General features: G+C 72.4%; 24 protein-coding genes, 1 tRNA gene and 1 pseudogene. 17 read left to right on the top strand and 9 right to left on the bottom strand.

The annotated features are described in order from the left end of the window. Nucleotides 1-290 (bottom strand): annotated as a pseudogene (locus tag BM396_RS22065) (porin family protein); the annotation flags it as partial. A gap of 524 nt (nucleotides 291-814) precedes the next feature. Between BM396_RS22065 and BM396_RS22060 the strand changes: the two are divergent. Beyond that, the gene (locus BM396_RS22060) at nucleotides 815-2,323 is read left to right on the top strand and encodes a glucosamine inositolphosphorylceramide transferase family protein (RefSeq protein WP_043357056.1); all 1,509 of its coding nucleotides are present in this window, start codon (nucleotides 815-817) and stop codon (nucleotides 2,321-2,323) included. A gap of 216 nt (nucleotides 2,324-2,539) precedes the next feature. Beyond that, the gene (locus BM396_RS22055; RefSeq protein ID WP_085987713.1) at nucleotides 2,540-2,701 is read left to right on the top strand and encodes a YqaE/Pmp3 family membrane protein; all 162 of its coding nucleotides are present in this window, start codon (nucleotides 2,540-2,542) and stop codon (nucleotides 2,699-2,701) included. Nucleotides 2,702-3,820: 1,119 nt separating this feature from the next. On the opposite strand, the gene BM396_RS22050 is transcribed toward BM396_RS22055, so the two are convergent. Next, on the bottom strand, nucleotides 3,821-4,432 hold the full coding sequence (locus BM396_RS22050) for a glutathione S-transferase family protein (RefSeq protein ID WP_043357054.1): 612 nt from the start codon (nucleotides 4,430-4,432) through the stop codon (nucleotides 3,821-3,823). A gap of 94 nt (nucleotides 4,433-4,526) precedes the next feature. Between BM396_RS22050 and BM396_RS22045 the strand changes: the two genes are divergently transcribed. Then, nucleotides 4,527-5,246, top strand: coding sequence for a helix-turn-helix transcriptional regulator (locus BM396_RS22045; RefSeq protein WP_043387833.1), 720 nt, complete (start codon nucleotides 4,527-4,529; stop codon nucleotides 5,244-5,246). Nucleotides 5,247-5,432: 186 nt separating this feature from the next. Here BM396_RS22045 and BM396_RS22040 read toward each other — a convergent pair whose 3' ends face one another. Both BM396_RS22040 and BM396_RS22035 read right to left on the bottom strand, forming a co-directional pair. Next, nucleotides 5,433-5,720, bottom strand: coding sequence for a hypothetical protein (locus tag BM396_RS22040; protein ID WP_043351475.1), 288 nt, complete (start codon nucleotides 5,718-5,720; stop codon nucleotides 5,433-5,435). Nucleotides 5,721-6,045: 325 nt separating this feature from the next. Further along, nucleotides 6,046-6,122: transfer RNA gene (locus BM396_RS22035), tRNA-Arg, on the bottom strand. A 211-nt stretch (nucleotides 6,123-6,333) separates the two neighbouring features. On the opposite strand from BM396_RS22035, the gene BM396_RS22030 reads away from it, so the two are divergent. Further along, nucleotides 6,334-8,523 (top strand): FUSC family protein, encoded by a 2,190-nt coding sequence (locus tag BM396_RS22030; protein ID WP_043387834.1) that lies wholly within the window; start codon nucleotides 6,334-6,336, stop codon nucleotides 8,521-8,523. A 72-nt stretch (nucleotides 8,524-8,595) separates the two neighbouring features. On the opposite strand, the gene BM396_RS22025 is transcribed toward BM396_RS22030, so the two are convergent. Beyond that, entirely contained in the window at nucleotides 8,596-8,826 is a 231-nt protein-coding gene (locus BM396_RS22025; RefSeq protein ID WP_043387836.1) for a hypothetical protein, read from the bottom strand. 302 nt (nucleotides 8,827-9,128) lie between these two features. Here BM396_RS22025 and pth point away from each other — a divergent pair, with 302 nt between their 5' ends. The 4 genes from pth (at nucleotide 9,129) to BM396_RS22005 (ending at nucleotide 13,327) form a co-directional block, all read left to right on the top strand. Further along, nucleotides 9,129-9,737 carry an aminoacyl-tRNA hydrolase gene (pth, locus tag BM396_RS22020; RefSeq protein ID WP_043387837.1) on the top strand — a complete coding sequence of 203 codons (609 nt, stop codon included), beginning with the start codon at nucleotides 9,129-9,131 and terminating at the stop codon, nucleotides 9,735-9,737. A 231-nt stretch (nucleotides 9,738-9,968) separates the two neighbouring features. Next, nucleotides 9,969-11,066, top strand: coding sequence for a redox-regulated ATPase YchF (ychF, locus tag BM396_RS22015; protein WP_043355673.1), 1,098 nt, complete (start codon nucleotides 9,969-9,971; stop codon nucleotides 11,064-11,066). Between the two features lie 169 nt (nucleotides 11,067-11,235). Continuing rightward, the gene (locus BM396_RS22010) at nucleotides 11,236-12,225 is read left to right on the top strand and encodes a MaoC/PaaZ C-terminal domain-containing protein (RefSeq protein ID WP_043387838.1); all 990 of its coding nucleotides are present in this window, start codon (nucleotides 11,236-11,238) and stop codon (nucleotides 12,223-12,225) included. A 58-nt stretch (nucleotides 12,226-12,283) separates the two neighbouring features. Beyond that, nucleotides 12,284-13,327 carry an aldo/keto reductase gene (locus tag BM396_RS22005; protein WP_043387840.1) on the top strand — a complete coding sequence of 348 codons (1,044 nt, stop codon included), beginning with the start codon at nucleotides 12,284-12,286 and terminating at the stop codon, nucleotides 13,325-13,327. Between the two features lie 6 nt (nucleotides 13,328-13,333). Here BM396_RS22005 and mtnA read toward each other — a convergent pair whose 3' ends face one another. Next, nucleotides 13,334-14,437 carry an S-methyl-5-thioribose-1-phosphate isomerase gene (gene mtnA, locus BM396_RS22000; protein WP_043346823.1) on the bottom strand — a complete coding sequence of 368 codons (1,104 nt, stop codon included), beginning with the start codon at nucleotides 14,435-14,437 and terminating at the stop codon, nucleotides 13,334-13,336. Nucleotides 14,438-14,605: 168 nt separating this feature from the next. Between mtnA and BM396_RS21995 the strand changes: the two genes are divergently transcribed. The 6 genes from BM396_RS21995 (at nucleotide 14,606) to BM396_RS21970 (ending at nucleotide 20,298) form a co-directional block, all read left to right on the top strand. Further along, nucleotides 14,606-17,272, top strand: coding sequence for a DNA translocase FtsK (locus BM396_RS21995; RefSeq protein ID WP_091994952.1), 2,667 nt, complete (start codon nucleotides 14,606-14,608; stop codon nucleotides 17,270-17,272). Between the two features lie 254 nt (nucleotides 17,273-17,526). Continuing rightward, the gene (locus BM396_RS21990) at nucleotides 17,527-18,009 is read left to right on the top strand and encodes an Hsp20 family protein (RefSeq protein ID WP_043346827.1); all 483 of its coding nucleotides are present in this window, start codon (nucleotides 17,527-17,529) and stop codon (nucleotides 18,007-18,009) included. A 121-nt stretch (nucleotides 18,010-18,130) separates the two neighbouring features. Continuing rightward, nucleotides 18,131-18,649: an Hsp20/alpha crystallin family protein gene (locus BM396_RS21985; protein WP_043384101.1), complete on the top strand. Its 519-nt coding sequence runs from the start codon at nucleotides 18,131-18,133 to the stop codon at nucleotides 18,647-18,649. A gap of 129 nt (nucleotides 18,650-18,778) precedes the next feature. Beyond that, the gene (locus BM396_RS21980; RefSeq protein ID WP_043384098.1) at nucleotides 18,779-19,198 is read left to right on the top strand and encodes a hypothetical protein; all 420 of its coding nucleotides are present in this window, start codon (nucleotides 18,779-18,781) and stop codon (nucleotides 19,196-19,198) included. Between the two features lie 14 nt (nucleotides 19,199-19,212). Then, nucleotides 19,213-19,557, top strand: coding sequence for a hypothetical protein (locus BM396_RS21975; protein WP_043384095.1), 345 nt, complete (start codon nucleotides 19,213-19,215; stop codon nucleotides 19,555-19,557). A gap of 24 nt (nucleotides 19,558-19,581) precedes the next feature. Then, on the top strand, nucleotides 19,582-20,298 hold the full coding sequence (locus tag BM396_RS21970; protein ID WP_043384093.1) for a hypothetical protein: 717 nt from the start codon (nucleotides 19,582-19,584) through the stop codon (nucleotides 20,296-20,298). Between the two features lie 122 nt (nucleotides 20,299-20,420). Here BM396_RS21970 and BM396_RS21965 read toward each other — a convergent pair whose 3' ends face one another. The 3 genes from BM396_RS21965 to BM396_RS21955 all read right to left on the bottom strand — a co-directional run bounded on the left by BM396_RS21965 (nucleotide 20,421) and on the right by BM396_RS21955 (nucleotide 23,781). Continuing rightward, entirely contained in the window at nucleotides 20,421-21,461 is a 1,041-nt protein-coding gene (locus tag BM396_RS21965) for an aldose epimerase family protein (protein ID WP_043384089.1), read from the bottom strand. A gap of 4 nt (nucleotides 21,462-21,465) precedes the next feature. After that, complete coding sequence (locus BM396_RS21960; protein WP_043384087.1) at nucleotides 21,466-22,737, bottom strand: thermonuclease family protein; 1,272 nt, start codon at nucleotides 22,735-22,737, stop codon at nucleotides 21,466-21,468. Nucleotides 22,738-22,908: 171 nt separating this feature from the next. Then, a complete protein-coding gene (locus BM396_RS21955) occupies nucleotides 22,909-23,781 on the bottom strand; it encodes a hypothetical protein (RefSeq protein WP_043384084.1) in 873 nt (290 codons plus the stop codon). Between the two features lie 293 nt (nucleotides 23,782-24,074). Here BM396_RS21955 and BM396_RS21950 point away from each other — a divergent pair, with 293 nt between their 5' ends. Genes BM396_RS21950 through BM396_RS21940 form a run of 3 tightly spaced genes read left to right on the top strand, consistent with a single transcriptional unit; the run spans nucleotide 24,075 to nucleotide 26,596 of the window. Continuing rightward, nucleotides 24,075-25,028 (top strand): lipid kinase, encoded by a 954-nt coding sequence (locus BM396_RS21950; protein WP_043346841.1) that lies wholly within the window; start codon nucleotides 24,075-24,077, stop codon nucleotides 25,026-25,028. Next, nucleotides 25,025-25,795 (top strand): TerC family protein, encoded by a 771-nt coding sequence (locus BM396_RS21945; protein ID WP_043384081.1) that lies wholly within the window; start codon nucleotides 25,025-25,027, stop codon nucleotides 25,793-25,795. The genes BM396_RS21950 and BM396_RS21945 overlap by 4 nt, the downstream gene beginning before the upstream one ends. A 15-nt stretch (nucleotides 25,796-25,810) precedes the next feature. Beyond that, nucleotides 25,811-26,596 carry an ABC transporter substrate-binding protein gene (locus tag BM396_RS21940; RefSeq protein WP_081948692.1) on the top strand — a complete coding sequence of 262 codons (786 nt, stop codon included), beginning with the start codon at nucleotides 25,811-25,813 and terminating at the stop codon, nucleotides 26,594-26,596. The last annotated feature ends 129 nt before the right edge of the window (nucleotides 26,597-26,725 follow it).

Raw genomic sequence — 26,725 nt, 5'->3', positions numbered from 1 at the left:
TTGTAGCCGATCTGGCCACCGCCGGAGAAGCCGTCCTGGCTGCGGTTGCGGAAGGAGGCGACGGTGCCGGGGGCGGCGTAGGGGAACGGCACGGCGAAGGTGTTGCCGGTGTTGCGGTCGCTGGCGTCGAAGGCGTAGCCGGCGTTGATACCGAAGTAGGCGCCGGTCCAGGTGAAGACCGGGACGGGGGTGAAGACCGGCGGCGGGGCGGCGCGGCGCGGCAGGTCGGCGGCCGAGGCGGCAGCGGTCAGGGCGGTGAAGGCAGCCAGCGAGGCCAGGAGCTTGGTCATCAGGTAAGGTCCAAATTTCGATCTGGACGTATGGCTACCGATCATCGACGAAAATGGCTGTAGTTTTACGGACACACCGCCCGTCGATGGCGGGCAATGTCATAGTAAATCATCCCTCAAGATTCGCCGACGTGCCGAAATACATCGCTCATACCGCGAGCGCGCGCGAGAACAATGTGAAGGCGTTTTGGTTGCATCGCACTGTGCCTACGCCCGCACCTGTGGCTGTCGAGCCACAGGTGCCCCTGCGCGGCCGGCCGGCCTCGTGGGAGGAGGGCGCCGCCTGGGCCGGGCCTGACACTCGAGATCGATCCCGCGGGATTCCGGACCCGGCCGCCGAGCCAGTCGCCGGCAATCGCGCGCCGCGCGGATGATCGGGTTTCGGCACCCTCGCCGCTGTCCGGCAGCCGATCGACGGTAAATCCTATGGGCCGCCCAAAGTTATCACTCCCGTTACCAGCGGGAAAATAGACGGGATCGACAGTCATTGTCTCGAGCGACCCATCGATAGGAACCCGGCTGCCATGCATGTGAGAGTTCGCCTCGACGGCGCGAACCCGCGCCGCTGGCACGTCGCGCTGCTGACGCGACTCTCGGGCCTGCCCGGCATCGAAGCCGTCAGTGTCGAGGCCGCACCCGGCCCGGACGGTTGGCCGGTCCAGGCCGACCTCCTGTTCCGGCTGGAATCCCTGATCTTCCGGGTGGCCCCGAACGGGTCGGCGCCTGTGCCGCCGGCGGACTTGGCCGCCTGGACCGATCCCGCGGCCCCGGACCTCTTGCTCGACCTGTGTGGCGATGCGGTCGCCCGCTGCCCGGTCTGGCGGGTGGCTTACGATGGCGGCTTCGGCGAGATCGGCCTGCTCGGGAGCCTGCTCGCCGGCCGCGTGCCGCGCCTCGACCTGCTGGAAGGCGACACCGTCCTGGTCTCGGGACGCCTCGGATCGGACTACCGGGGCTCCATCGCGCTGTCGTTCGAGGACGCGCTGGTGCGCACGACCACGCTGGTCGCCGCCGCGCTGCGGGACCGATTGGCGGGCCGCGCCGCGGCTGAGACCCCGGCCCCGGCGGCCGCCGGGCCCGCGCGCCCGGCGCGGATCCGGGCGTCCCGACCGGCGCGGCTTCTGGCCCGCAGTCTCGTCGGCCGCCTGTACAGGCTGTGCTATCACGCGCCGCACTGGCGCACCGGATGGCGGGTTCTGCGCGGGCCGGATCTCATCGACCTGGGGCGCCATCCCGAGGGGGGATGGCAGATCCTGCCCGACGACGGCCGTCGCTTCTACGCCGACCCGTTCCCGCTCGCCGCCGATGGGACGACCCACGTCTTCGTCGAGGAATTCCCGCACGCGACCGGCAAGGCGATCATCTCGGCCGTCCGCTTCGGGCCGGACGGTCCCGTAGGGGCGCCCATCCCCGTGCTGGAGGAGCCGTATCACCTCTCCTACCCGTTCGTGTTCGCGCGGGCGGGCGCCGTCTGGATGGTGCCGGAGAGTTCCGCGGCGGGCACGGTCGATCTCTACCGGGCGACGCGCTACCCCGGCGGCTGGGTGAAGGAAGCGACGCTCCTCTCCGGCGTGGTCGCGAGCGACGCGACGCTCCTCGAACAGGATGGCCGCTGGTGGCTCTTCGCCACCGTGCGCGACGCCCCCCCCGGCGCCCCGGCGGGATCGGGGTGCCACCACGACGCGCTGTATCTCTGGTCGGCCCCCGACTTCCGGGGACCGTATGTGCCGCATCCGGCCAATCCCGTTCTGGTCGACCCCTCGTTCGCGCGGCCCGCGGGCCGGATCGTCGCGCGCGGCGGGCGCCTGATCCGTCCGGTTCAGGATTGCGCCCACGGTTACGGCCGCGCCCTGTCGCTGGCGCGGATCGACCGGCTGGACCAAGACGGGTTCGCCCAGACCGTCCTCGGCCGGATCGAGCCCGGGCCGGCTTGGCCCGGCAGCTGTCTCCACACGCTCAACGCCGGCGGCGGCATCGAGTGCATCGACGGATCCGGCCGGGCTTCGCGCCTCAGGGCGCGGCTCGGCGCCTAGAGCCGCACCCGGCCCCGGGCGAACCGGCACGGCGTCGGATGCGCGTTCTCACAAGCCCTCCGGCGCCGAACCGGCATCCGCCCTGCGCCCCGGAGCCTCGATCCGGGATCTCGATCCGGGACCTCGATCCGATGCGTGTCGCGGCGGAGGCCCGGCCCCCAGGAACCAGCCGGCGCTTTCCGTGTTCGCTCACGAACCCGGAGACACGTCACCCTCATGATCATGATCCTCATCTGCTTTCTCGCGCCATGGCTCGCCATGTTCCTGCGCGGAAAGGTGCTTCAGGGTATCCTCTGCATCATCCTCCACCTGACGATCATCGGATGGATCCCGGCGACGATCTGGGCCCTGGTCGTGACCCGGAGGGAGGCGGCCTGACGGACAGCGCCGGGCCGGTTGCGGACCGGCCCGCCTTACGCCCGAAGATCAACGGAGGCCGCACCGTCGCGGAAGGATCGATCCGAGCGATCCCACCGAGGGACGTGACCGGCCTGATGCTCGGACTCGGCTCCAGCGGCCGGCCCGAGCCTCGGGAGACCGGCCGAGGCGGCCGGCGGCGTGCCGACTCCGGCGGTCTCGAACCGACAATCCGCTTCGCACGGTCAGGGACTGTCGGGCCTGATCCCGCATGCCGGCGGGATTCCGGTTCGCTTTACCGTCGATTGGGAGCGGTGCACTGCGCCCGGCCGTCATGCGCCTGCCGGATCCCGCTGGGCCGGCCGGCGACTGGAAGTTGGCTGCGTGCGCGGCGGTGCCGCGATCTGCCCGGTCCCCGAACGCGACGACGGCGGGGCAAGAACCCCGCCGCCCGCGAAGACCGTCGCCAGGGCAGCCTCGCGGGCTGCCAGTCTCCGTCGCTCAGAAGCCCATCAGGACGCCGGCCGAGCCGGTCACCGTCATCGCGAGGCCGCCCAGGAAAGCGCCGATCATCGCGTAGGAAAAGCCCTTCAGAACCATGTCGTGCACTCCTTTCATCACGCGGCGGGCCTTCGGAGGCCCGGGAAAACCAACTGCAACGATGATGCCGGATCGGCCGGGCGCGTGCGGTGCGATGCGTCACGTTGCATTGCGGAACCGTTCGGCGCAGGTTCAGCGACACGGCTGAGCGTGCCCCGGCGCGGGACGGGATGCGGCGGTCGGCCGTCCCGCCGGTCCGTCCTACGCGAAATGCGCGGGAAGGCTCAGAGCCTGCGCGTAGGTGACCAGCGCGATCGCGCCCGCGATCAGGGTGGCGGCGATCGTGATGCGGTTCGTCCAGGTCATCGTCATCTCCATCAGATGTGCGGCGGCGTTCGCGGTGTGATCCTGATGTAAGCTCAAGCATTCAGGTCCGGCGTGTCCTGAAACACCCGCGGTGGAGGGCGCCCCGCACATCGTCTGCGCGGCGATGGCCGGCGGAGCCCGCACCGCGCTGCACGCCGGCGCGGTGCGGGCTCGGTCCGTCCTTCTGGCGCGGGCCCCTCCACAGAACCGGCATCCGCTTCGGCGGAGGGCGCCCTAGGCACCCTGCTGAAGACCGGAGGCACCGTCCCGCGCCGCACCGCGGAGGGCGGCCGGTCGCGCCCGGCAGCGTTCCAGATAGGCCTCGAAGGCCTCGCTGGCCGGGAACGCGGCGCGGCCGAAGCCCAGCGCGCTGGCGATGAGGATGTCGGCGCCGGAAAACCTCTCACCCATCGCGTAGGGGCCGCGCGCCAGGGCGGTTTCGAGGCGGCGGACCACCGCCTCGTGGGCGCGGCGCTTCTGCGGCGATCCCGGGAGCTCGCCCGCCATGCCGGCGAACAGGGCAGGCTCGAACTCTGCCACGTACCAAGCCAGCCAAGTCAGGTATGCGCCGCGATCGGGGTCGCCGATCGCCGGCGCCAGCCCCGCTTCGGGGAAGTGCTCCGCCAGATGGAGCACGATGGCCAGGGACTCCGCGACCAGCACGCCGTTGTGCAGGAGGGCCGGGACGCGTTTGTCGGGATGCGGGTTGGCGGCATCCGGCACGCCCTCCCCCGTCATCGGCCGGAAGATCGAGACCGGCTCGATGGCGTAGGGAACGCCCAGCTCCTCCAGCAGCCAGATCATGCGTGAGGATCGCGATTGCGGGGCGTGATACAGGGTGATCATGGCGCGGTTCCTTCGTCACGGCGGGCGGGATGGCCGCGACGGGAGGCTTGTAGGACCACCCTGCTGACAGCATCCTGTCAGCAGGAGTCGAGTGATGCGCCGCGCCGACAGGCTGTTTCAGATCATCCAGATCCTGCGGCGTGCGCCGCGCCCGGTGACCGCCGCCGAGATCGCCCGGGAGCTGGAGGTGTCCGCCCGCACGGTCTATCGGGACGTGGCCGATCTCGTCGGCCAGCGCGTGCCGATCCTGGGCGAGGCCGGGCTCGGCTACGTGCTGGGCGAGACCTTCGACATGCCGCCGCTGATGCTGACACCCGACGAGATCGAGGCGGCGGTTCTCGGCGCGCAATGGGTTGCGGGCCGGGGCGAGCCGGTCCTCGCCAAGGCGGCGCGCGATCTCATCGCCAAGATCACCGCCGTCGTGCCCGAGCGCCTGCATCCGTTCATCGCCGATCCGTCGATCGGTACGCCGCCGGCTTTCACGCAGACCGCGGACGGGATCGATGTCGCGCGGACCCGGGCCTGGATCCGCGAGGGCCGCAAGATCCGCATCGACTACCGCGATGCGCGCGGCGATCCGAGCCGGCGCGTGATCTGGCCGGTGATCGTCGGGTTCTTCGATCAGGCACGGATGCTGGCCGGCTGGTGCGAGCTGCGCGGGGAATTCCGGCACTTCCGCACCGACCGGATCACGGACCCCGACTTCCTGGAGGAGCGGCACGGCCTCCGGCCCGCCGTCCTGCGCGCCCGGTGGAAGCGGAGCCTGTCGGGCCGGCCGGTGGGTCCGCACGCGCCGACGCAGGTCGTGACGTGAAGGCGTCGGGATCCCGGCTTGCGGCCACCCGCCGTCGAGGGCGGGCGCCCCCTGGCGTTCCGAACGCGATCCGGGTCGCGCCGCGATCGCCCCCGTCGCCCGCCCGGCTGTCACGCGCTGGCCGAACTGCGCCCGCGCCGCCCGGGGGCGGCGCGACGGATCGCCCTTGGGACGCCGCCGCGCTCTTCAGATCGCCCAGTCGGCCGCCAGTGCCGCGGCGGCGTATCGGGCGCGCGCCGCCGCATCTCTCTGAAGCCCGGCCCGCTCGCACCACGCGGCGAAGATCTCCGGCTCGATCGGCACGCGCACGACCTCTACGCCGCTGCGCTGCACCTCGCGTTCCATTTGTTCGGTGGCGACGCGCCACGTCTCATAGTCGGGCGGCAGCTTGGCGCCATCCGCCAAGCGCGCGCGCAACTCCGCGTAGCGCTCCGGAGCGTACCAGGGCAGGCCGACGCGGCGGGGGCGGTCCATGGGAGGCTCTTCGAACGGTCACGCTGAACGGCCATCAACGGTCCAGAGCGCTCTTCGGTTCGAACCAGGATGGCCGGAGCGGCGGTGATCGTGCCGCAGCGGCCGAACGCCCGATGGCCGAGCCTGCGGCTCGCCGCTACGCGGCCCTCATGGATATCGTCCCGTTCGCCCTCATGGCCTCCGCCCTCACGTTTTCCGGCTTCGTCGTGCTGCTCGGATGGCGGTGAGTTCCGCGGCGTCGAGATCGCGTCGGTGCCGTGAACGCGGAGGAGGACGCTGCGGCACCGTGAAACCCGCTCCGTCATCCCCGCAGCGGGCAAGTTGCTGGCGACCCCGGTAGGGCTCGAACCTACGACCTGCCGCTTAGAAGGCGGCTGCTCTATCCAGCTGAGCTACGGAGTCAGGATGCCAAGCGGCCCCAGAAGCCACGGGCTCGCCCGGGGGTCAAGCGCGAGACGAAGACGTCCGCCGCCCCCGGGTTCACATCGGCGGTGACGATGTGGACGTCTGGATCGTGCCGCGGATCCGGATTGGGGTTGCGCGACGCTGCGGATCCGGACAGGCCGGGGCGCGGTTCATGCCGGGGCACCGCGCCCCCGTCCGGAGACCGAGGTTGCCCGCGCCGAGTCCCACAGCTTCGCCTCCTGGGCCGGCCCGGCGCCGGTGGAACGCCGCGGGTCGGGGCAGCCTGAACCGGCCCGGCTCGGACCTGCGGCGCCTGCCGACGGGCCTCGACCTCCGGAACGTCCGGCTCGTGGAGGGCGTGCGCGCCGCCTTCGCGTTCGGCGTCGTCATCCTCCTCAACATCTGGATCCAGTGGGCGCCGCTGCTGACGATGGCGCTCGCCGCCAACCTCGCCTGCTTCTGCGACAACGGCGGCCCGATGCGCGCCCGCCTGCGGGTCCTCACCGCCTTCTCGGTCCTGGGCGGCCTGCTCTGGGCCGGACTCGGCCTGATCCAGCCCCTCGGCCTGCCGGTGGTCGTCCCGGTCGCCTGCGCGCTGATCTTCGCCTGCTCGTACGCCCGCGTCTGGAGCGTTCAGGCCCAGTCGGCCGGCAACGTGCTCGTGGTGGTGCTGTGCATCGCCCTCGACCGGCCCCTGACCCCGGAGCAGGCGGCCGTCACCGCGCTGATGTTCGCGGCCGGCGGTCTCTGGGCGACGTTCCTGGCCCTGGTGATCTGGCGGCTGCACCCGTACCGGCCGGCCCACCGGGCGGTGGCGGAGGTCTGGCACAACCTCGCCCGGCTCTGCGGCGACCTTGAGCGGCTCGTCGTCCTGCCGGAACCCGATACGGCCGCCTTCGACGGCCACGCGCGGGGCCACCGGCGGGGCGTGCGGGCGAGCATCGAGACCGCCCGGACCATGATCCTCGACCTCGCCCGCTCCCGCGAGCGCGTCTCGGACCGCACCGCCCAGGCCCTGCTGCGCCTGGAGAGCGCCGAGCAGATCTTTTCCGCGCTGATCGCCGTCGGCGAGCTGATCGACAGCCGTCCCGATGCCCGCCGCCGGGCCCTCGCCAAGGTTTTTCTGCGGCGCCTGCGCCCCCTCTTGGTGACCATCGCCCGGGCGATCCGCGACGACGTCAACCTCGACCTCGACCGTCTGGAACACTCCATCGCCCGCGTGGCCGAGGGGCTGTCGGAGGATCCGACCCTCGCCCGCCTCGCCGAACGGATCGTCGGGCGCGTGCGGATCGGCGCCAAGCTGTCGACCCCGGAGGGCTATCGCCCCGGCGGCACGCTCACGGAGGGCGGCAGCCTCGACCGCTGGACCCGCTATGTCGGGCCGCTGCGGCAGAACTTTACCCTGGCCTCGCCCAATCTCCGGCACGCCCTGCGGGCGAGCGCGGTCGCGGCCCCGGCGCTCGCCGCCACCCTGACCTATGCGGGCGCCTTCACGCACTGGCTGGTGATGACCGTGGTGCTCACCATGCAGCCCTTCTACGCGGCGACGTGGCAGCGGGCGCTGGAGCGGATCGGCGGCACGGTGCTGGGCGGCCTCGTGGGCGCCGTGCTCGCCTACTACGCCACGAGCCCCCTGGCGGAGGCCGGGCTGATCCTCGTGCTCAGCATCGTCGGATTCGCGGCGCGCCAGATCTCCTACGGCTTTTTCGTCACCTGCCTGACCCCCCTCGTGGTGCTGCTGGTCGAGCTGCTGGAGCCCGGCCACAGCTCCTGGGAGATCGTCGCCATGCGGGGCGGCTTCACGGTGCTGGGCGGCGTGATCGCGGTGGCGAGCTGCCTGGTGCTGTGGCCGATCTGGGAGCCCGATCAGGTCCGGCAGGAACTGCGCCGGGCGCTCAAGGCCCAGGCCGGTCTCGCCGAGGCGGTGCTCCGCGCGCCGCCCGGCGAGGGCCGCGAGACCGCGATCGCGGCGCAGAGCCGCGAGGCCGGCCTCGCCCTCAACGATCTGGAGGCGGCACTCTCCCGCGCCCTGCAGCAGCCCCGGGCCGGCAGCCACCCGGAGGTGGAATCCGCCCTGGTGGCCGACGCGACCCTGCGCCGGATCAGCGCCCGGCTCATCGTCCTGCGGCACGCCCCGGAGGCGGCGGCCCCCGAGGCCGAGCCCTGGCGGGCCTGGATCACCGCGACCCTGGCAGCCCTGGGCGCGGACAGGCCCGTGCCCGAGCGGCCGGCGCTGGATCGCGGGCAATCGCTCGTGCGTCTCGTCAGCCAGGTCGATCTTCTGGTGGGAACCCTGCGCCCTGGAGAGATCCGGGCTGGGACGGCGGCCGTCGGCGCGGTGCCGGGTCCGGCAAACGGCGCCACCGGCCTTGCCGACCGGCCCGTCCCTCACACCTGAGGGTCCGCCGGTCCGGTGCCCCGATCACGGCCGGTTATCGGGGCCCGCGGAGCCCGCGGGCCCGTTCGCCCGTCAGAACCGCGGCAGGGCATTGGCCGGGCCGCCGGCATGCGGACCGCTGTAGCGGTAGGCGGCCGCCCGCGCCGGACCGGCGGCGTCCCGATGCAGGACGGCGCCGTTGCCGACCCAGCCCGAATAGGCCGAGGCCGGGTAGGGCGAGTGCTTCGAATCCAGGCCCTGCGCGAGGGCGGGCGTGGCGACCGCGGCGACCAGGGCGGCGGCAGCGAGCATGCGGACGGTCATGATGATCTCCTGGTGTCTTCGTACGACTTCAGCGGGAAGTCATCCGGTCAACCGTGTCGCGTGAGGAAGATCGTCGGGTCGGCGGTCTTGATCACTCGGGCTTTGCTTGGCCGAATGTGACCTCTCAACGAGGATATTCTGCTTCGGGTTCGGCCGAGGCCGTGCGCTGGCGCACGACGGAGACGGCCCGGGCCCGGAGGCCGGCCCATCGCTCCGGGCGGGCCGGACCCGGCCCGGGGGTGCGTCCCGCGCGGAAGCGTGCCACAGACCGCGCCGAACGGAGTCCCGCGGAACCCTCTGACATGAAGTTGATCGTCGGCCTCGGAAACCCGGGCGCACGCTATGCGGGCAACCGGCACAATATCGGCTTCCTCGCCGTCGACGCGATCGCCCGCCAGCACCGGGCGAGCCCGTTCCGCCACCGCTTCCAGGGCGAGGCCGCCGAGGCGGTGCTGGGCCCGGAGCGGGCGATCCTCCTGAAGCCCTCGACCTTCATGAACGAGTCCGGCCGCGCCGTCTCGGAGGCGCAGCGCTTCTACAAGATTCCGCTCTCCGACGTGATCGTGCTGCACGACGAGCTCGACCTCGCCCCCGCCAAGCTGCGGGTGAAGCTCGGCGGCGGCAATGCCGGCCATAACGGCCTGCGCTCGATCACCGCCCAATGCGGCAACGACTACCGCCGGGTGCGGCTCGGCATCGGCCATCCCGGCGACAAGGCGCTGGTGCATGCCTACGTGCTCAACGATTTCGGCAAGGCCGAGCTGCCCTGGGTGGACGATCTCTGCCGGGCCGTGGCCGACCACGCCGCCCTGCTCGCGGCCGGCGAGGATGCGAGCTTCCAGAACAAGGTCCATCTCGCCATGGCCGGCCGCGGCTGGGACGAGGTGAAGACGCTGGGCGCCCGAAATTGACACGCCCCCGCGGGGACGGGATATCGGGGCGGGCGAGAGGGTCCGATGAAGGCCGTGCGCCACAAGCCCGGCTGTCGGCGGTTCGATTGCCTCCCGGTGGCTGAGGCCCGGCTCGCCGGTGCCGCGCGTGCTCGACCGAGGACAGGGCGCACGGTGCCGTGTTCGCGGGCCTGACTCTCCGCAACCCTTTTTCGCGCGTCGCCCGACGACGTGCTGCGACGGAACTGATTCATGGGCTTCAAATGCGGCATCGTCGGCCTGCCGAACGTCGGCAAGTCGACCCTCTTCAACGCGCTGACGCAGACGGCGGCCGCCCAGGCGGCGAACTACCCGTTCTGCACCATCGAGCCGAATGTCGGCGAGGTGGCGGTGCCCGATCCGCGGCTCGATGACCTCGCCCGCATCGCCTCGTCGAAGGAGAAGATCCCGACGCGCCTGACCTTCGTGGACATCGCCGGCCTCGTGCGCGGCGCCTCCAAGGGCGAGGGCCTGGGCAACCAGTTCCTGGCCAACATCCGCGAGGTCGACGCCATCGCCCACGTGGTCCGCTGCTTCACGGACGGCGACGTCACCCACGTGGAGGGCAAGGTCGATCCGGCCGCCGACATCGAGACGATCGAGACCGAGCTGATGCTCGCCGACCTCGACAGCCTGGAGCGCCGCGCCGTCGCCCTGGAGAAGAAGGCCAAGGGGGCCGACAAGGAGGCCAAGGAGAGCCTCGACCTCGTCAACCGGGCGCTGCCGCTCCTGCGCGAGGGCAAGCCGGCGCGGCTGGTGGAGCGCAAGCCCGACGAGGAGAAGCTGTTCCAGTCCCTCGGCCTGATGACCGCCAAGCCCGTCCTCTACGTCTGCAACGTCGATGAGCCCGACGCCGACAAGGGCAACGCCTATTCGGACGCGGTCTTCGCCCGCGCCAAGGCGGAGGGCGCCGTGGCGGTGGTGGTCTCGGCCAAGATCGAGAGCGAGATCGCCGTGATGCCCGAGGCCGACCAGGCGGAGTTCCTGGAGGCGGTGGGGCTCGCCGAGCCCGGCCTCAACCGGGTGATCCGCGCCGGCTACGACCTGCTCGGCCTCGTCACCTACTTCACGGTCGGCCCCAAGGAGGCCCGCGCCTGGACGATCACCAAGGGCACCCGCGCCCCCGGGGCGGCCGGGGTGATCCACTCGGATTTCGAGAAGGGCTTCATCCGGGCCGAGACCATCGCGTTCAAGGACTACACGGCGCTCAACGGTGAATCCGGGGCCCGGGACGCCGGCAAGCTGCGGCTGGAGGGCAAGGAGTACGTGGTGCAGGACGGCGACGTGCTGCACTTCCGCTTCGCCAACTGAGGCTCGGGCCGCGCTCAGCCCTGGGCGACGCTGCGTCTTGGCGAGCGGAGCGAAGCGATCCAGGGCAGCGCGACATCGGTGAGCGTGGCGCTCCTGGATTGCTTCGCGCCCGCTCGCAAAGACGGCGATCCCGATCGCCCGCCCCACCGATCAACCAGACGAGCCCGCCATGCCCGATCCCGCCCTCGAGGATTTCGCCGTCGGCGACGTGATCGTCGGCGCGCCGCTCACCGTCACCCGCGACGCCATCGTGGGCTTCGCGCAGGCCTTCGACTTCCAGCCCTTCCACCTCGACGAGGCGGCGGCGGAAGGGACCTTCGCGGGCCGGCTGATCGGCTCGGGCTGGCACACGGCGGCTTTGGGCATGCGGCTGCTCCAGCAGGGACCGTTCAAGGGCGGCTCGTCGCTCGGCGCGCCGGGGATCGACGAGCTGCGCTGGCTCGCGCCGGTCCTGCCGGGGGACGCGCTGACGCTGACCTTCCGGGTGGTGGGGCTGCGCGATTCGGCCTCCAAGCCCGGGCTCGGTTTCGTGACCGCCGAGGTCGCCCTCGGCAACCCGCGCGGCGAGACGGTGCTGACCCAGCGCTTCACCTTCATGCTGGCCCGCCGCGGCACCGATCCCCTGCCCCCGCGGCCGGTGGAGATCGGCGTGCCGGGACCGGTCGCCGAGCCGGAGGATGCCGAGATCCTGCCGTTCCTGCGGGATGCCGAGATCGGCGCCGTGCGGGAGCTGGGCGCCTATCCGTTCACCGCCGAGGCGATCATCGCGTTCGCCGAGGCCTACGATCCGCAGGCCTTCCACCTCGACCACGCGGCGGCCAAGCGCAGCCATTTCGGCGGCCTCTGCGCCTCCGGCTGGCACACGGCCGCCGCCTACATGAACCGGATGCTCACGACCCGCGCCCGCGACGCCGCCTACACGGCCACCCGCGGCCCGGTCCCGGAGGCGGGCCCCTCCCCCGGGTTCAAGAACCTGCGCTGGCTGAAGCCCGTCTACGCGGGCGACACGGTCCGGTTCAGCGCCAAGCTCACCGACAAGCGCGCCTCGGCCTCGCGGCCCGGCTGGGGCCTGGCCTTCGCCCGCAACACCGGGGTGAACCAGCGCGGCGAGCCGGTCTTCGCCTTCGACAGCGCGGTGTTCCACCGCTGGGAGCCCTGAGCGCACCGGGCCCGCTCCCGCGCGTTGACACCCCAGACACGGACGGGATCAGGCAGGCATGTATCAGAAGAAGCTCGGCAGCACGGGGCTGTTCGTCTCGGAACTCTGCCTCGGCACCATGACCTTCGGCGGCGGGGCCGGGATGTGGCGCCAGATCGGCGCCCTCGACCAGACGGAGGTCGGGCGCCTCGTCGGACGGGCGCTCGATGCCGGGATCAACTTCATCGACACGGCCGACGTCTACGCGGAGGGGCTCTCGGAGCAGATCACCGGCCAGGCCCTGCGCGACCTCAAGGTCCCGCGCGACAGCGTCGTCGTCGCCACCAAGGGCTACGGGCCGATGGGGCCGGGCGCGAACGCCAAGGGCGCCTCGCGCCTGCACCTGATCGACGCCTGCAAGGCGAGCCTCAAGCGGCTCCAGCTCGACCACATCGACCTCTATCAGGTCCACGGCTTCGACCCGGCGACGCCGATCGAGGAGCAGGTGCGCGCCCTCGACATCCTCGTCCAGCACGGCCACGTCCGCTACGTCGGCGTCTCGAACTGGGCGGCGTGGCAGATCGTGAAGGCGCTGGGGATCAGCGCGCGGGCGGGGCTCGCCCGCTTCGAGACCCTGCAGGCCTATTACTCCATCGCGGGCCGCGACCTGGAGCGCGAGATCGTCCCGATGCTGCGCTCGGAGGGGCTCGGCCTCCTGGTCTGGAGCCCGCTGGCCGGCGGCCTGCTCAGCGGCAAGTATGCCGGCGGCGCGGGGGAGGGCCGGCGCGCGAGCTTCGACTTCCCGCCGGTCGACCGCCCCCGGGCCGACGCCTGCATCGACGCCATGCGGCAGGTGGCGGAGGCCCGCGGCGTCTCGGTGGCCCAGGTGGCGCTGGCCTGGCTGCTACACCGCAAGGCGGTGACCAGCGTGATCGTCGGTGCCAAGCGCCTCGACCAGCTCGAGGACAACATCGCGGCGACCGAACTCAGCCTCAGCGACGCGGAACTCGACGCCCTCGATGCGGTGAGCGCCCTGCCGCCGGAATATCCGGGCTGGATGTTCGAGCGCCAGGGCGCCCGGGCGCAGCAGCTCGCGGAATCGGGCCGGCCCGGGGTGCGGTGAGGCGGCTCACGCCGCCTTCCGGCGCTCCGGATAGAGCCCGTACAACCCCTCGGCGCTGGCCTCGCAGATGCCGCGTTCGGTGATGATGCCGGTCACCAGCCGGGCCGGGGTCACGTCGAAGGCGGGATTCGCCACGGGACTGCCGGGGGAGACCACCTCGATCGTGGCGAAGCCGCCATCGGGCAGCCGCCCGGTCATGTGGGTGACCTCGCGCCCGTCGCGCTCCTCGATCGGGATCTCCTTGACCCCGTCGTCGAGGGTCCAGTCGATGGTCGAGAACGGCAGGGCGGCGTAGAACGGCACGCCGTTGTCGTGGGCCGCCAGCGCCTTCAGGTAGGTGCCGATCTTGTTGCAGACGTCGCCGCTCGCCGTGGTCCGGTCCGAGCCGACGATGCACAGGTCGACGCCGCCGTGCTGCATGAGGTGGCCGCCGGCATTGTCGGCGATGACCGTGTGCGGCACGCCGTGGCCGTTCAGCTCGAAGGCCGTGAGCGCGGCACCCTGGCTGCGCGGCCGGGTCTCGTCGACCAGGACATGCACCGGCACCCCCCGCTCGTGGGCGGCGTAGATCGGCGCCAGCGCCGTGCCCCAATCCACCGTGGCGAGCCAGCCGGCATTGCAGTGGGTCAGCACGGTGACCGGTCTGTCGCCGCCCTTGGCCCTATGCAGGTCGGCGATGACCTGGCTGCCATGGGCGCCGATGGCGCGGCAGCTCGCCACGTCCTCCTCGGCGATGCGGCCGGCCTCCGCGAAGGCGCGGGCGAAGCGCTCGTCCGGCGCAACCTGCCGCAGGTTGGTGGAGACCCGATCCAGCGCCCAGCGCAGGTTGATGGCGGTCGGACGTGTCGCCGCGAGCGTCGCCACCGCCCGGTCGATCCCGTCGTGGGAGGCATCCGCCCGCATGGCCAGCGCCAGCCCGTAGGCGGCCGTGACGCCGATCAGGGGCGCCCCGCGCACGATCATCGTGCGGATCGCCACCGCGGCGTCCTCCAGCGTGGCGAGGCGCTTCAGCTCGAACGCGAAGGGCAGGCGGGTCTGGTCGATCACCTGGACGCTGACGCCGTCCGGGTCCGGGAAGATCGTGCGGTAGGGCTGGCCGTCGATATTCATGGCCGCTCCTGTGCCACAGCGGGGCGGCTTTTGCATCCTCCCGGGCGGGATCGCGACGGCCCGAGGAGGCCCGGCCGGGCGCCGGTGAGCCTTCCTCAACCTTAGCAGGTCGTTAAGGCGGTCATGCCTAGCCTCGGGCGTAAGTCCCCGTCTTGCGTCCGGTCCCGCATGCGCTCGCTTCGCCGTCCCGCATCGCCCTACGAGACTTTCGTCGACAGCGTTCGCCCCTTCCTGGGCAAGCGCCTGACGGAACTCGGCGGTTTCGTGCTCTTCACCGGCGCGGTCGCGCTGACCGTGGCCCTGGCCACGTGGTCGATCGACGACCCGAGCCTCAACCACGCCACCGACCACGCCGCCCACAACGTCCTCGGCCAGCCGGGCGCCGTCGTGGCCGATCTCGCCATGCAGATCCTGGGCCTGGGCTCCCTGGCCTTCGTGCTGCCGCCGGTCCTCTGGGGCATCCGGCTGATGCGCGAGCGCAACCTGCCCGAGGGCGGCCTGCGCATCGCGCTCTGGATCATCGGCTTCTGCGCCGCCAGTGCCGTGGCGAGCGCGCTCCCGCCGACGACCCGCTGGCCGCTGCCCACCGGCCTCGGCGGCGTGGCCGGCGACGGCCTGCTGTCGATGGCGCGGGTGATCGTCGGGGCGGTCTCGTCCGCGGCGGCCCATCTCGTCGGCTTCGGCTACGCGGCGGTGGCGATCCTCAGCCTGACCGGTGCCTGCCGCTTCGGCGCCGTCGAGGAGGAAACCCTGCACGACGACCCCTATCCCGTCCGCCGCGCCCCGGCGCGCGGCCGGGAATCGGCCCGCGACGAGCGCGAGGATTCCGACGAGCCGAGCCTCGGCCTCGTGGGTGTCGGCGCCCTGGCGCAGGGGCTGATGGGCCTGCGCGTCGCCGCGGCGGACCGGATCGCGGCATGGCGCGCCGGCCGGGCCGAGCCGATCGACAGTGCCTCGCCGGCCCTCGCGGCGCGGCGCGCCTTCACGGATGCGGATCTGCCCTGGGCCGACCACCTGCCCGAGGGACGGGCGCCGGGGCCGGGTCGGCGCGAGCCGGTCTTCGAGGCGCCCGAGGACGGCCCCCCGGCCACGACCGCCCGCCGAATCGCGGCGCCGCAGGTCGATGCGGAGGACGAGCTGGAGGCGTTCGAGGCGCCGCAGAGCCCGGTCCCGCCGCGCTCCGAACCCACCGCCTCCCGGGTCGCTCCGCCCCCGGCCGCGCCGGTGCCGGCGCGCCGCGCGCCCGCGCCGCCCGTCCGCCCGGAGGATTACGCCCTGCCCGCCCTCGACCTGCTGGCCGCCCCCCGCGGCCCGTCCCAGGCGAGCCTGATCTCGGCGGACGCCCTGGAGCAGAACGCCACGCTCCTCGAGGCGACGCTGGGCGATTTCGGCGTGCGCGGCGACATCCTGGCGGTGCGGCCGGGCCCGGTCGTCACCCTCTACGAGCTGGAGCCGGCACCGGGCACCAAGTCCAGCCGCGTCATCGCGCTCGCCGACGACATCGCCCGGTCGATGTCGGCGGTCTCGGCCCGCGTCGCGGTGGTGCCCGGCCGGAACGTCATCGGCATCGAGCTGCCGAACGCGACGCGCGAGACGGTGTATCTGCGGGAGCTCCTGTCGTCGGCGGATTTCGCCGAGAGCAAGCACAAGCTGGCCCTGTGCCTGGGCAAGAACATCGGCGGCGAGCCGATCATCGCCGACCTCGCGCGCATGCCGCACCTGCTGGTGGCCGGCACCACCGGCTCGGGCAAGTCGGTGGCGATCAACACCATGATCCTCAGCCTGCTGTACCGGCTGAAGCCGGAGGAGTGCCGGCTGATCATGGTCGATCCGAAGATGCTGGAGCTGTCGGTCTACGACGGCATCCCGCACCTGCTCTCCCCCGTGGTCATCGACCCCAAGAAGGCGGTGATCGCCCTCAAGTGGGCGGTGCGCGAGATGGAGGAGCGCTACAAGAAAATGGCCAAGATCGCCGTCCGGAACATCGACGGCTACAACGCCCGGGTGGCGGAGGCGGGGGCGCGGGGCGAGGTGCTGACGCGGACGGTGCAGACCGGCTTCGACCGCCACACCGGCGAGGCGGTCTACGAGGACGAGGCGATGGATCTGGCGCCGCTGCCGTACATCGTGATCGTGGTCGACGAGATGGCCGACCTGATGATGGTGGCCGGCAAGGACATCGAGGGGGCGATCCAGCGTCTGGCGCAGATGGCGCGGGCGGCGGGCATCCACCTGATCATGGCGACGCAGCGGCCTTCGGTGGACGTGATCACCGGCACGATCAAGGCGAACTTCCCGACCCGGATCAGCTTCCAGGTGACGAGCAAGATCGACTCGCGCACGATTCTGGGCGAGATGGGCGCGGAGCAGCTTCTGGGCCAGGGCGACATGCTGTTCATGGCCGGCGGCGGGCGCACGACCCGGGTGCACGGGCCGTTCTGCTCGGACAGCGAGGTCGAGACCGTCGTGGCGCATCTCAAGCGCCAGGGCCGCCCCAGCTACCTCGACGCCGTCACGGCGGATGACGAGGAGGGCGCGCCCGAGAAGGGCGGCGAACGGGCCGGGAAGGGGAAGGCCGGCGCGGCGGAACTCGAACTCGACGGCGCCGTGTTCGACCAGGGCTCCTTCGGCGAGGCCGGCGGCGATCTCTACGATCAGGCCGTGCAGGTGGTGCTGCGCGACCAGAAGGCGTCGACGAGCTACATCCAGCGCCGCCTGCAGATCGGCTACAACCGCGCCGCCTCGCTCATGGAGCGGATGGAGATCGAGGGCATCGTCGGTCCGGCCAACCATGCCGGCAAGCGCGAGATCCTGGTGGAGGAGGCGGTCGGCTGAGCGTGCGGGCGCCGGTGCCGCCGGTTCCGGTCCGGCGCCCGTCCCAGTCCCCGGCCTCATCCTGATCTCTTGGGGCCGGAATGCCCGGTCCGACAGCCTGCAGCGTCGCGGTCAAAAATTTTCGCTCGGCCTGGAACCCGCCCTCCCCCGGCACGTTACGCGCGTGCGAGGCCCGGAAACGGGCTCGCGGTGAGGGCGCCGGACACGGTGTCCGGCGTCGCTTGTAGTCACGTTGCTCGTCGGAGGATGTGGTTATGAGGACTTACGACGTTTCGCCCCTGTTCCGGTCGTCCATCGGGTTCGACCGCCTGTTCGAGCTGCTCAATCAGGCTGAGCGCGTCGAGCCTTCGGCCGCTTGGCCGCCCTACAACATCGAGAAGGTCGCCGAGGACCAGTATCGCATCACCATGGCGGTGGCGGGCTTCACGCCCGAGGAGATCGAGCTGACCCAGCAGGACACCACGCTCCTGGTGTCCGGTCAGAAGGCCGCCCAGGAGGGCGAGAGGCACTACCTCCACCGCGGCATCGCGGCGCGCACCTTCCGCCAGACCTTCAATCTGGCCGAGCACGTGACGGTCGTGGGCGCGTCCCTGGAGAACGGCCTGCTCACCGTCGCGCTGAAGCGCGAGGTGCCGGAGGCGCTCAAGCCCCGCCGCATCGCCATCGGCGGCACGACGGCCGCGTCCGGCCAGGACAACGCCCCGGCTCAGATCGCCCGCGACGCCAAGGCAGCCTGATCGGCGGCCCGGGCCGCGCGTCCGGGCACCCCGTGCCGACACGCATGACATCCCTCACGGGTCCGCGGACCCGCCGCGGGCCTGTTCCCACGACTGCATCGCATGCGCTGGAGAATGGACCATGAGCGTGAGAGATCTGATTCCCTGGAGCCGCAGCACGGCCCCGGCGCCCACCGCCCTGTCGCAGGAGCCGGCCAGCCCGTTCCTGACGCTGCACCGGGAGATGAACCGCCTGTTCGACGACGTGTTCAGCGGGTTCGGCGGCGTGCCGAGCCTCGCGAGCCGCGGCATCGGCTGGCCGCAGGTCGAGCTGGTGGAGGCGGACGGGGCGCTGCGCGTCTCCGCCGAGCTGCCCGGCCTCGACGAGAAGGACGTCGAACTCCTCATCGCGGACGGTGTCCTGACCTTGAAGGGCGAGAAGCGTGCCGAGACCACCGACAAGGCGCGCGGCTATTCCGAGCGCAGCTACGGCCGTTTCGAGCGGTCGATCGCCCTCCCCGTGCCGGTGGAGGAGGACAAGGCCGAGGCGACGTTCCGCAACGGCGTGCTCACCGTGACGCTGCCGCGGGCCGCCGAGGCGCCGGAACGCCGTCGGCGCATCGCGATCAACGCTACCGGCGCGCCGGCCGCCAAGCACTGAGCCGGCTTTGGATCGACCTTGCCTGCGGCCGCCCCGGCGGCCGCAGACCTGAACGCATGATGCGGCCGCCGGTGCGTCCCGATCAACGTGCCGGCTGCCCCTGCCTTTGCTCACGACGAGGAGGGTTGCATGCAGCCGATCGATACGACGTCCATCCATCCCGAGATCGAGCGCCTCGGTCCGGTGGCGGCCGCCACCCTGAGACCGCAGGCGGTCGAGCCGTTCGACGCCTTCGTGGCGCCGGGCGACGTCTTCCGGCATCCCCGCGAGGTGCTGCGCTATCCGGGCCTGTCGCACGCCGAGAAGCGGGCGATCCTGGCCTCCTGGGCCTCCGACGCACGGGCGGTCGAGTCCTGTCCGGCGCTGCGCTGCTTGCCCGGTTGCCGGGCCGAGCCCGTGCCGCTCGACGCGATCCTGGACGCGCTCCAGGCGCTCGACGAGGGTTCGGCCCCGCCCGTCTCTCCGGCGCCGCCCAAGCCGCTCGTCCCCGCGGCGTTCACCCGCCGCTGGCGGCGCGGTCCGACCGGGCGCGAGCCTCAGCTGAACTGAGCCGGAGGCGTCCGATGGCAACCTTCGACCTGAGGGGTGGGCACAGGCGCGTATCCCGGTTGCGGCATGGCCGGCGTGGCGGGCCGGGGCAGGCGACCGACGGGGCCGTGCTGGGCCGCTGGATCCTGTCCGCCGCGCTGTGCGTCACTTTGGCCGCGCTCTGCCCGTCACCGGCCCTGCCCTGGGTGCTGGCCGTGCTGCTGAGCCTGTCGGGCTTCGTGTGGCTCGGTCTTGCGATCACGCAGGCCGGGCCGCCGGCCAACACCCCGCATCTGACTGCCTGGGACGCCGCGCTGCTCTCGTTCGCGGCGAGCTTCGGCGTGCAATCGGCGGCGCGGCTTGGTCTCTTCGGCGGCTGAGCGCGCCTCAACAGGGAGGCAACCATGCAGGATCGTACGATCGGACTCGGAGACGACACGCCGCCCGCGGGCGCAACGAGGCGCGCCGGCCGCCGGGCGCCGATCCGCCACGGCGGGCGCTCCGTCGAGACATCCGGCCGCGCCCGGGCCGAGAGGGGCGGCCTCGCCGTCGAGCGGGCGACGCCTCCGGAGATCGGGCCGCCGATGGGCTGGACCGGCGAGACCGGCACGCCCGCCACGGAGGAGGCGCCGACAGGCCCGACAGGGGAGCGGGCGGCAGCCTCTGCCCCGGGCCGGAGCCGCCCCGACAGGCCCGCGCCCGACCCGGCGGACCGACGTGGTCGGCCAGGCACTGTGCGGGTCTGGCGCTCGAACCGGGACGCGGCGCCCGTGCAGGTCCGCGCGACGGCGCAGGGTCGTTCCGCGGACGATCGCGTGACGGAGGGGCTGCCGGATCTGGAGCGAGCCCTGGTCAACCCGGCCGCGGTGTTCGTCACGCCGGCCGCGGTCCTCGATCATCCCCGGCTGCTGCCCAGCTGCAAGCGCGAAATCCTGCGGCGCTGGGCGTGGGACGAGTACCTGAAGGAAGTCGCCGCCGCCGAGGGCATGGCCGATGGCGAGCTGTCCCGGCTCGACGCCGTGACGGTTGCCCTACTGGCGCTCGGCGAGACGCGGCGTCCGCATCCCGCCGCGCCGGCCGCCGCGATCCCCGGCCTGCGGGGACGCCCGCAGGCCGCGTGAGGCCGGAGCCAGCCGTCAGACCGGATCGGCCGGTCCCGGATCGATCCAGGCTTCGGCCCTCAGGGCGCTGCGGCCCGGCGGTATGCGCCCTGACGGAGGCGTGAGGCTGGCGCGACGCGCCCTCACACCACCGAGAACCGGAACTCCGTCGTCGCCGCGAAGGTCTCGCCCGGCCGCAGGACCGCGGAGGGAAAGGCCGGCTGGTTCGGCGCATCCGGAAAGCCCTGCGTCTCGAAGCAGACGCCGTCCCCGGACCGGTAGATGCGTCCGGAGGACCCGATCAGCCGCCCGTCGAGATTGTTGCCGCTGTAGAGCTGCAGCGCCGGCTGTGTGGTCCAGACGTCGAGCCGGCGCCCGCTGCCGGGGGCGATGCAGGTCGCGGCCGGCCGCAGCGTCCCTGCGGCGCCGCGCAGGACGAAGGTGTGATCGTAGCCCTTGGCGTAGGCGAGCTGCAGGTCCCCTTCGCGAATCCGGGTCTCCAGGGCCCGGGGCGTGCGGAAGTCGAACGGCGTCCCGGCGACCGGCTGGAGCGCGCCGGTGGGGATCTGGGTCGCGTCCGTCGGCGCGAATGCGTCCGCTTCGACCTGCACGATGTGGCCGAGGACGCTGCCCGTCCCCTCCCCGGCGAGGTTGAAGTAGCTGTGGTTGGTGAGGTTCACGACCGTCGGCCGGTCGGTGACGGCGGCGTAATCGATGCGCAGCACGCCGTCCTCCGGAAGGCTGTACGTCACGCGGACATCGAGGGTGCCGGGAAATCCCTCTTCCCCGTCCGGGGAGCGGCGGCTCAGGACGAGGCGCGTCGCCTCGGAGAGGTCCGCCCGCCACAGGCGCCGGCCGAAATTGTCCGGGCCGCCGTGGAGGGTGTTGGGCGCCTCGTTCACAGGCAGGCGATAGCTCTGCCCGTCGAGGCTGAAGCGCCCGTCCGCGATGCGGTTGGCGTAGCGGCCGACGATGGCGCCGAAGCTCGGGCTCAGCGTCTCGTAGGCCGCGAGGGTGTCGAGGCCGAGGACGACGTTGGCCGAATGGCCGGCGCGGTCGGGCACCTCGATCGCCGTGACGGCCGCGCCGAAATCGATGATGGCGACGCGCAGACCGTCCCGGCTCAGGACATGGCGGGTGACCGGCCGGCCATCCGCGGTGGTGCCGAACGCTTCGGCCGGCATCGGTCTAGCGCTTCCAGACGCCGAGCCGTTCGCTCCGGGCGTGATCCTCGGCCGCGACCAGTTCGGGGCTCGCCTCCGGCGAGGCGCGACCGCCACCGTTGAACAGCACCACCTCGGAGAGGTCGCGCCCGTCCACGAGGCAATTCATGGTCGTGCTGCCGGGGGCAGGCTGGCAGGTCACCGGCCGGTTGCCGATGTACCGGGCCAACTCCTCCGCCTGGCCGCCGCGCACCCATTCGACGCCGAACAGATGCACGACCTTGCCGCCGACCTTGAGGGTCGCGGTATCGATGACTTGGGCCTGTCCCGTCACGGCATTCGGCGGCAGCGGCGCGTCGGGCTCGGACTCGCCTCCGGTTTCGGGGGGCGGCGTGACCGTGTCGGGGGCTGCCGCCGGGGCGCCGGAGGAGGGATTGTTCGGGGTGGCGCCGTTCGGGGCCTCCGTTCGGGGCGCGGCCGGGGCCGCGGGGCGCGCGGGATCGGGCGCACGGCCCTCCAGGACGAGGCCCGCGGCGATCACCGCCGCCAGGGTGCCGGCACTGGCGCCCAGGAGCAGGCGGCGCTGCCGGCGTGCGCCCTCGTCCGCGCCGTCTCCGCCGCGGCCGAACCGGTCGCGCAGACGGCCGAAGCCGTCACGGAGGGACTCTCCGACGCGGCCGGGGCCGCTGTTCCAGGCCGTTGCCGGATCGACCCCCGGGCTCGCCCCCGTGGCCGCGTCGGTCCGGACCGTCGCGGGACGGGCGAACCGGCCGCGCAGGCTCGTCCGCAGGGTGGCGAACCGGCCGGCGGCGCTCTGCGCCAGAACCCGACCCTGCTCGGAGGAGCGCTCCGCCAGGGAGCGGGCCCGTTCGGACTGGGTTTCGACGAAGCGCGCGGTGGCGGCCTTCATCTCGTAGGCGCCGCTCAGCAGGGACGAATCGCGGGCCTCGTCGGCGGCCTCCGGCGCCGATTCGGGTTCGGGCTCGGGCGGCAGGAACAGGGCCGGATGCCGGGCGCGCAGGTCCGCCACGAGATCCACGAGGGTCATCGGCTCGGACGTGTCGTCCCGCAGGCGCACGGCACCGTGTCGATCGAGCACGCGGAGGCCGGTTCCCGCCTCATCGGGGGTGCAGGCGGCCTCGGCCAGGAGCTCGAGGGTCCGGACCGCCACGGGGCGCGGGCGCGCCCGCGCGATCTCGGCCCGGATTGCCTCGCGCAGGGCGAGGCGGCCGGGACCGTCGAGGGCCGGACGCGCCGGCTCCGCCGCCTGTTTCCCCACCACCATCGAAGACGTCATACACCCGATCCCGGCATCACCGCGCGCGGCGTGAAGGAGGCCCGGCCGCGCCTCCCGACGAAGCCCGCCCGGGGCGCCTCACGGAACGCCCGAGCACCGGGACCGATCCCATGACGCACCACCTCGCACGCCCCTGCCCGCCGCGAGGCGGCGGACCATGATCCGGGGCTCTTACGCCTTGCCGGGCGAAGCGGCCAGGGTTCCGGCCTGGATGCTCCGCCGCAGGACGCGACCGGTCTCGCCGAGGATGTAGGGTCGCGTGCCCGCGAAGCCGACCTCCAGGATCAGCTCGGCCTCGCCGCTGGAGACGGCGCCGCGCCCCGGATTGGCGGTGCGGAAATCGACGATCGTGCGGATCGTACAGGTCTCGGCATCGCAGGCGGCGCGCATCGCCCGCGGCTCGTAGCGACGCTCGGGCCAGCGCTGCACGAAGCTGCGCTTCTCGGCCACGAGGCCCGCCGTGGTGATCGGCCGCCCATAGAAGCGCACGCGGGTCGCGTAGAACCGGGTCGCGGCATCGACCATCGTGTCGCTCGAACCCGAGACGGTGGCGAGGTAGCTCGTGGCCAGCGCCCGGGCGGCGGCGGCGCGCTCGGCCGAGACGCCGGATGCCGGGACCATCGCGGCCGGCGTCTCGGCGAGCCGGTGCTGAGGGCGTGCGTGATGGTGCAGGGATTCCCGGACCGGCGGGCGCTCCAGGGCGGCGGCCCGCTTCGGTCCCGGCCCCCGCGTCGCCGCAGCCTTCGGCAGGGCATCCTCCCCCGGTTCCGGTCTGGCGGCCTGCCGGAGCGGCTCGGCGCCGCGCCCGCCTTCGGGCGGGGCTTTCGCCTGAGCGGTGACGGGCTCTTGGGTCTGTGGGCCTGCGGCTTTGAGCGGGGCCTTCGGGGCAGCCGCAACGGGCGCGGCCGCCCGCGGGGGCGGATCCACCCAGCCGCCCCCGCCCGCAGCACCCGGCTGCTGGGCCGCGGCAGAGCCCACGATGGCGAGCGGCAGGACCAAGCCCAGGACGAGGGCTGGGGGACGGGTGGGACGTGTGGCGGGCATCGGTGCCTTCCTGGCGGCCGGGGCGGACTGAGACAGAACGCGCCTGCGTGAGTGCGGGGTTCCACGGGGGCTTCGGGCGCGCGTCACATCCTGCCCGACTGCGCGGCGGCGACCAGCCCTGGATTGCGGGGATGATGGGGTTGCGTTCGTGCGTTTGGGTACCAAGTCGGGGACAGTCTCGGCCTTTCGCCGTTCCCGCGTTCCCCTGGCACCCCCTTGCCGCCGTGCACCGAGGATCCCTTGGCCCGACCTGAGACCGAAACGCTGTCCGGCACCCGTCCCGGACGCACACGATGAGCACGCGCCAGCGCCGGGCCCTGCTGATCTGTAACGCCAAGGCCCGCAATGGCGCCCTGGATCTCGACGAGGTGCGCGCCATCCTGCGGGAGGGCGGGATCGAGCCGGAGGAGCCGTCGCCGGAGGCCGATTGCCGGGATGTCATCCGCGACCGCGCCGGCGCGGTCGACCTCGTGATTCTCGGCGGCGGCGACGGCACCATGAACTACGCCGCCCCGGCTCTGGTGGAGGCCGGCCTGCCCTTCGCCATCCTGCCGCTCGGCACGGCCAACGACCTCGCCCGCTCCCTCAACCTGCCGCTGGATCCCCTGGCGGCCGCCCGCTTCATCCCCGCCGCCGAGGCGCGGCCGGTGGATCTCGGCTGGGTCAACGGTCATTACTACTTCAACGTGGCGAGCATCGGCTTCTCCGCCGAACTCGCCGGCGAACTCACGGCGGAATCCAAGAAGACCTGGGGCGTGCTCGGTTACGCGGTCGCGGCTGTCCGCGTGCTGCGCCGTGTCCGGCCCTTCACCGTCACGATCGAGCATGACGGCACGGTGGAGAAGGTCACCACGATCCAGGTCTCGGTGGGCAATGGCCGCCACTATGGCGGCGGCATGACCGTCGAGGAGATGGCCGCGGTGGATGACGGCAAGCTGGATTTCTACAGCCTGGAGATCGATCACTGGTGGCGGCTCATCACCCTGCTCCCGGCGCTTCGGCGGGGCACGCATGGACGGGCGGCCGACGTGCGGGCGTTCCACGCGCAGGAGATCCGCCTCTCCACCCGCAGACCCCGGCCGGTGAACACCGACGGCGAGCTGACCACGCACACGCCCGCCCACTTCAAGGTCTTCCCGCAGATTCTGCGGGTGCTGGCTCCCGAGCCGGTGCGCGGCCCCAGCCCGTTCGACCTCACCACCCTGGGCAGCCGCTTGTTCCCGACCAGTGAGGCCCCCAGCCTGTGACCGACCTGCTCCAACTCGCGAGCCAGCCGGCCGTCTGGGCCGCCCTCGCCACCCTGGTGGTGATGGAGGTGGTGCTCGGGATCGACAACCTGATCTTCATCTCGATCCTGACCAACAAGCTGCCGGCCGATCAGCAGACCCGGGCGCGGCGTATCGGCATCGGGCTCGCGCTGATCCTGCGGCTGGGGCTGCTCGGCACCGTGGCGTTCATCGTGCAGCTGACCGAACCGGTCTTCGCGGTGCTCGGCCAGGCTTTCTCCTGGCGCGACCTGATCCTGATCGGCGGCGGCCTGTTCCTGCTGTGGAAGGCCACCAAGGAGATCCACCACACGGTGGATCCGGAGCCCGAGACGGACAGGCCGACCGGGGGCAGCTTGGGCTTCGGCGCGGCGATCGGCCAGATCCTGCTCCTCGACCTCGTCTTCTCCGTCGACTCGATCATCACCGCGGTGGGCATGACCGAGCACGTGCTGGTGATGATGGTGGCGGTGGTGGCCGCCGTGGTGGTGATGCTGGTCGCCGCCGAGCCGCTCTCGGCCTTCATCGCCCGAAACCCCAGCGTGGTGATGCTGGCGCTCGGCTTCCTGATCATGATCGGCATGACGCTGATCGCCGAGGGGTTCGGCGCGCATGTGCAGAAGGGCTACGTCTACACGGCCATGGCCTTCTCGGCCGGCGTCGAGGTCCTCAACATGCTGGCCCGCCGGCGCCGCCGTCCCGCCCGGGACGGTGTCCCCGCGTCGACCGGGCCGGCGCGGCGCGCCTGAGGCGGAGCGACCGTCATGTGGATCCGCGCAGCCCTCCTCCTCCTGCTGCTCCCCGCCGCCGCACATGCCGAGACGAGACCGATGGCACCCGATCCGACGGTCCTGCACGACCTCGCCCCCACCGGCACGCTCCGGGCGGCGATCAATCTCGGCAACCCGGTGCTCGCTCAGGGAGGCCCGGACGGGCCCGCGGGGGTCTCGGTGGATCTGGCCCGGGCCCTGGCGGCGCGGCTCGGGGTGCCGGTGGCGTTCATCACCTATCCGGGAGCGGGCGCGGTTTCGGGCTCGGCGGGCTCCGGAACCTGGGACATCTGCTTCCTGGCGATCGACCCCAAGCGCGCCGAGGGGATCAGCTTCACCGAGCCCTACGTGCTGATCGCCGGCAGCTACCTCGTGCCGGCCGCCTCGCCGCTCCGGTCCCCGGAGGCGGTGGATCGCGACGGCGTGCGCGTCTCGGTGGGGCGCGGCAGCGCCTACGACCTATTCCTGACCCGCGCCCTGACGCACGCGACCCTGGTGCGGGCACCGACCTCGGCCGAGGCGGTGACGGCCTTCGCGCGGGACGGGTTGGAGGTGGCGGCGGGCGTGCATCAGCCGCTGGCCGCCTACGCGGCGGCGTATCCGGAGGTGCGGTTGCTGCCGGGGCACTTCATGGAGATCCCGCAGGCCATGGGCCTGCCGGTCGGACGCGCGGCCGGGGCCGCCTACCTCGCCGCGTTCATCGCGCAGGCGAAGCGGGACGGACTGGTGCGGCGCGGTCTGGAAGCCAGCGGGCAGGACCCGGAGTTGGCGGCGCCTTGAGGGGCGTCACGCGGCGCGCTGAGGCCTTCGTCAACCCGGCGCTGTGACAGAGGCCCGGCAGAGCCGTCCTCGCCCTGGAATCCGCTGACCTCACCCGTGCCCTCATCCTGAGGTGCCCGCGTCGGCGGG

Source organism: Methylobacterium sp. UNCCL125 (assembly GCF_900116795.1).
Lineage (GTDB): Bacteria > Pseudomonadota > Alphaproteobacteria > Rhizobiales > Beijerinckiaceae > Methylobacterium > Methylobacterium fujisawaense.
This window is presented reverse-complemented; position numbering and strand designations above follow the sequence as displayed.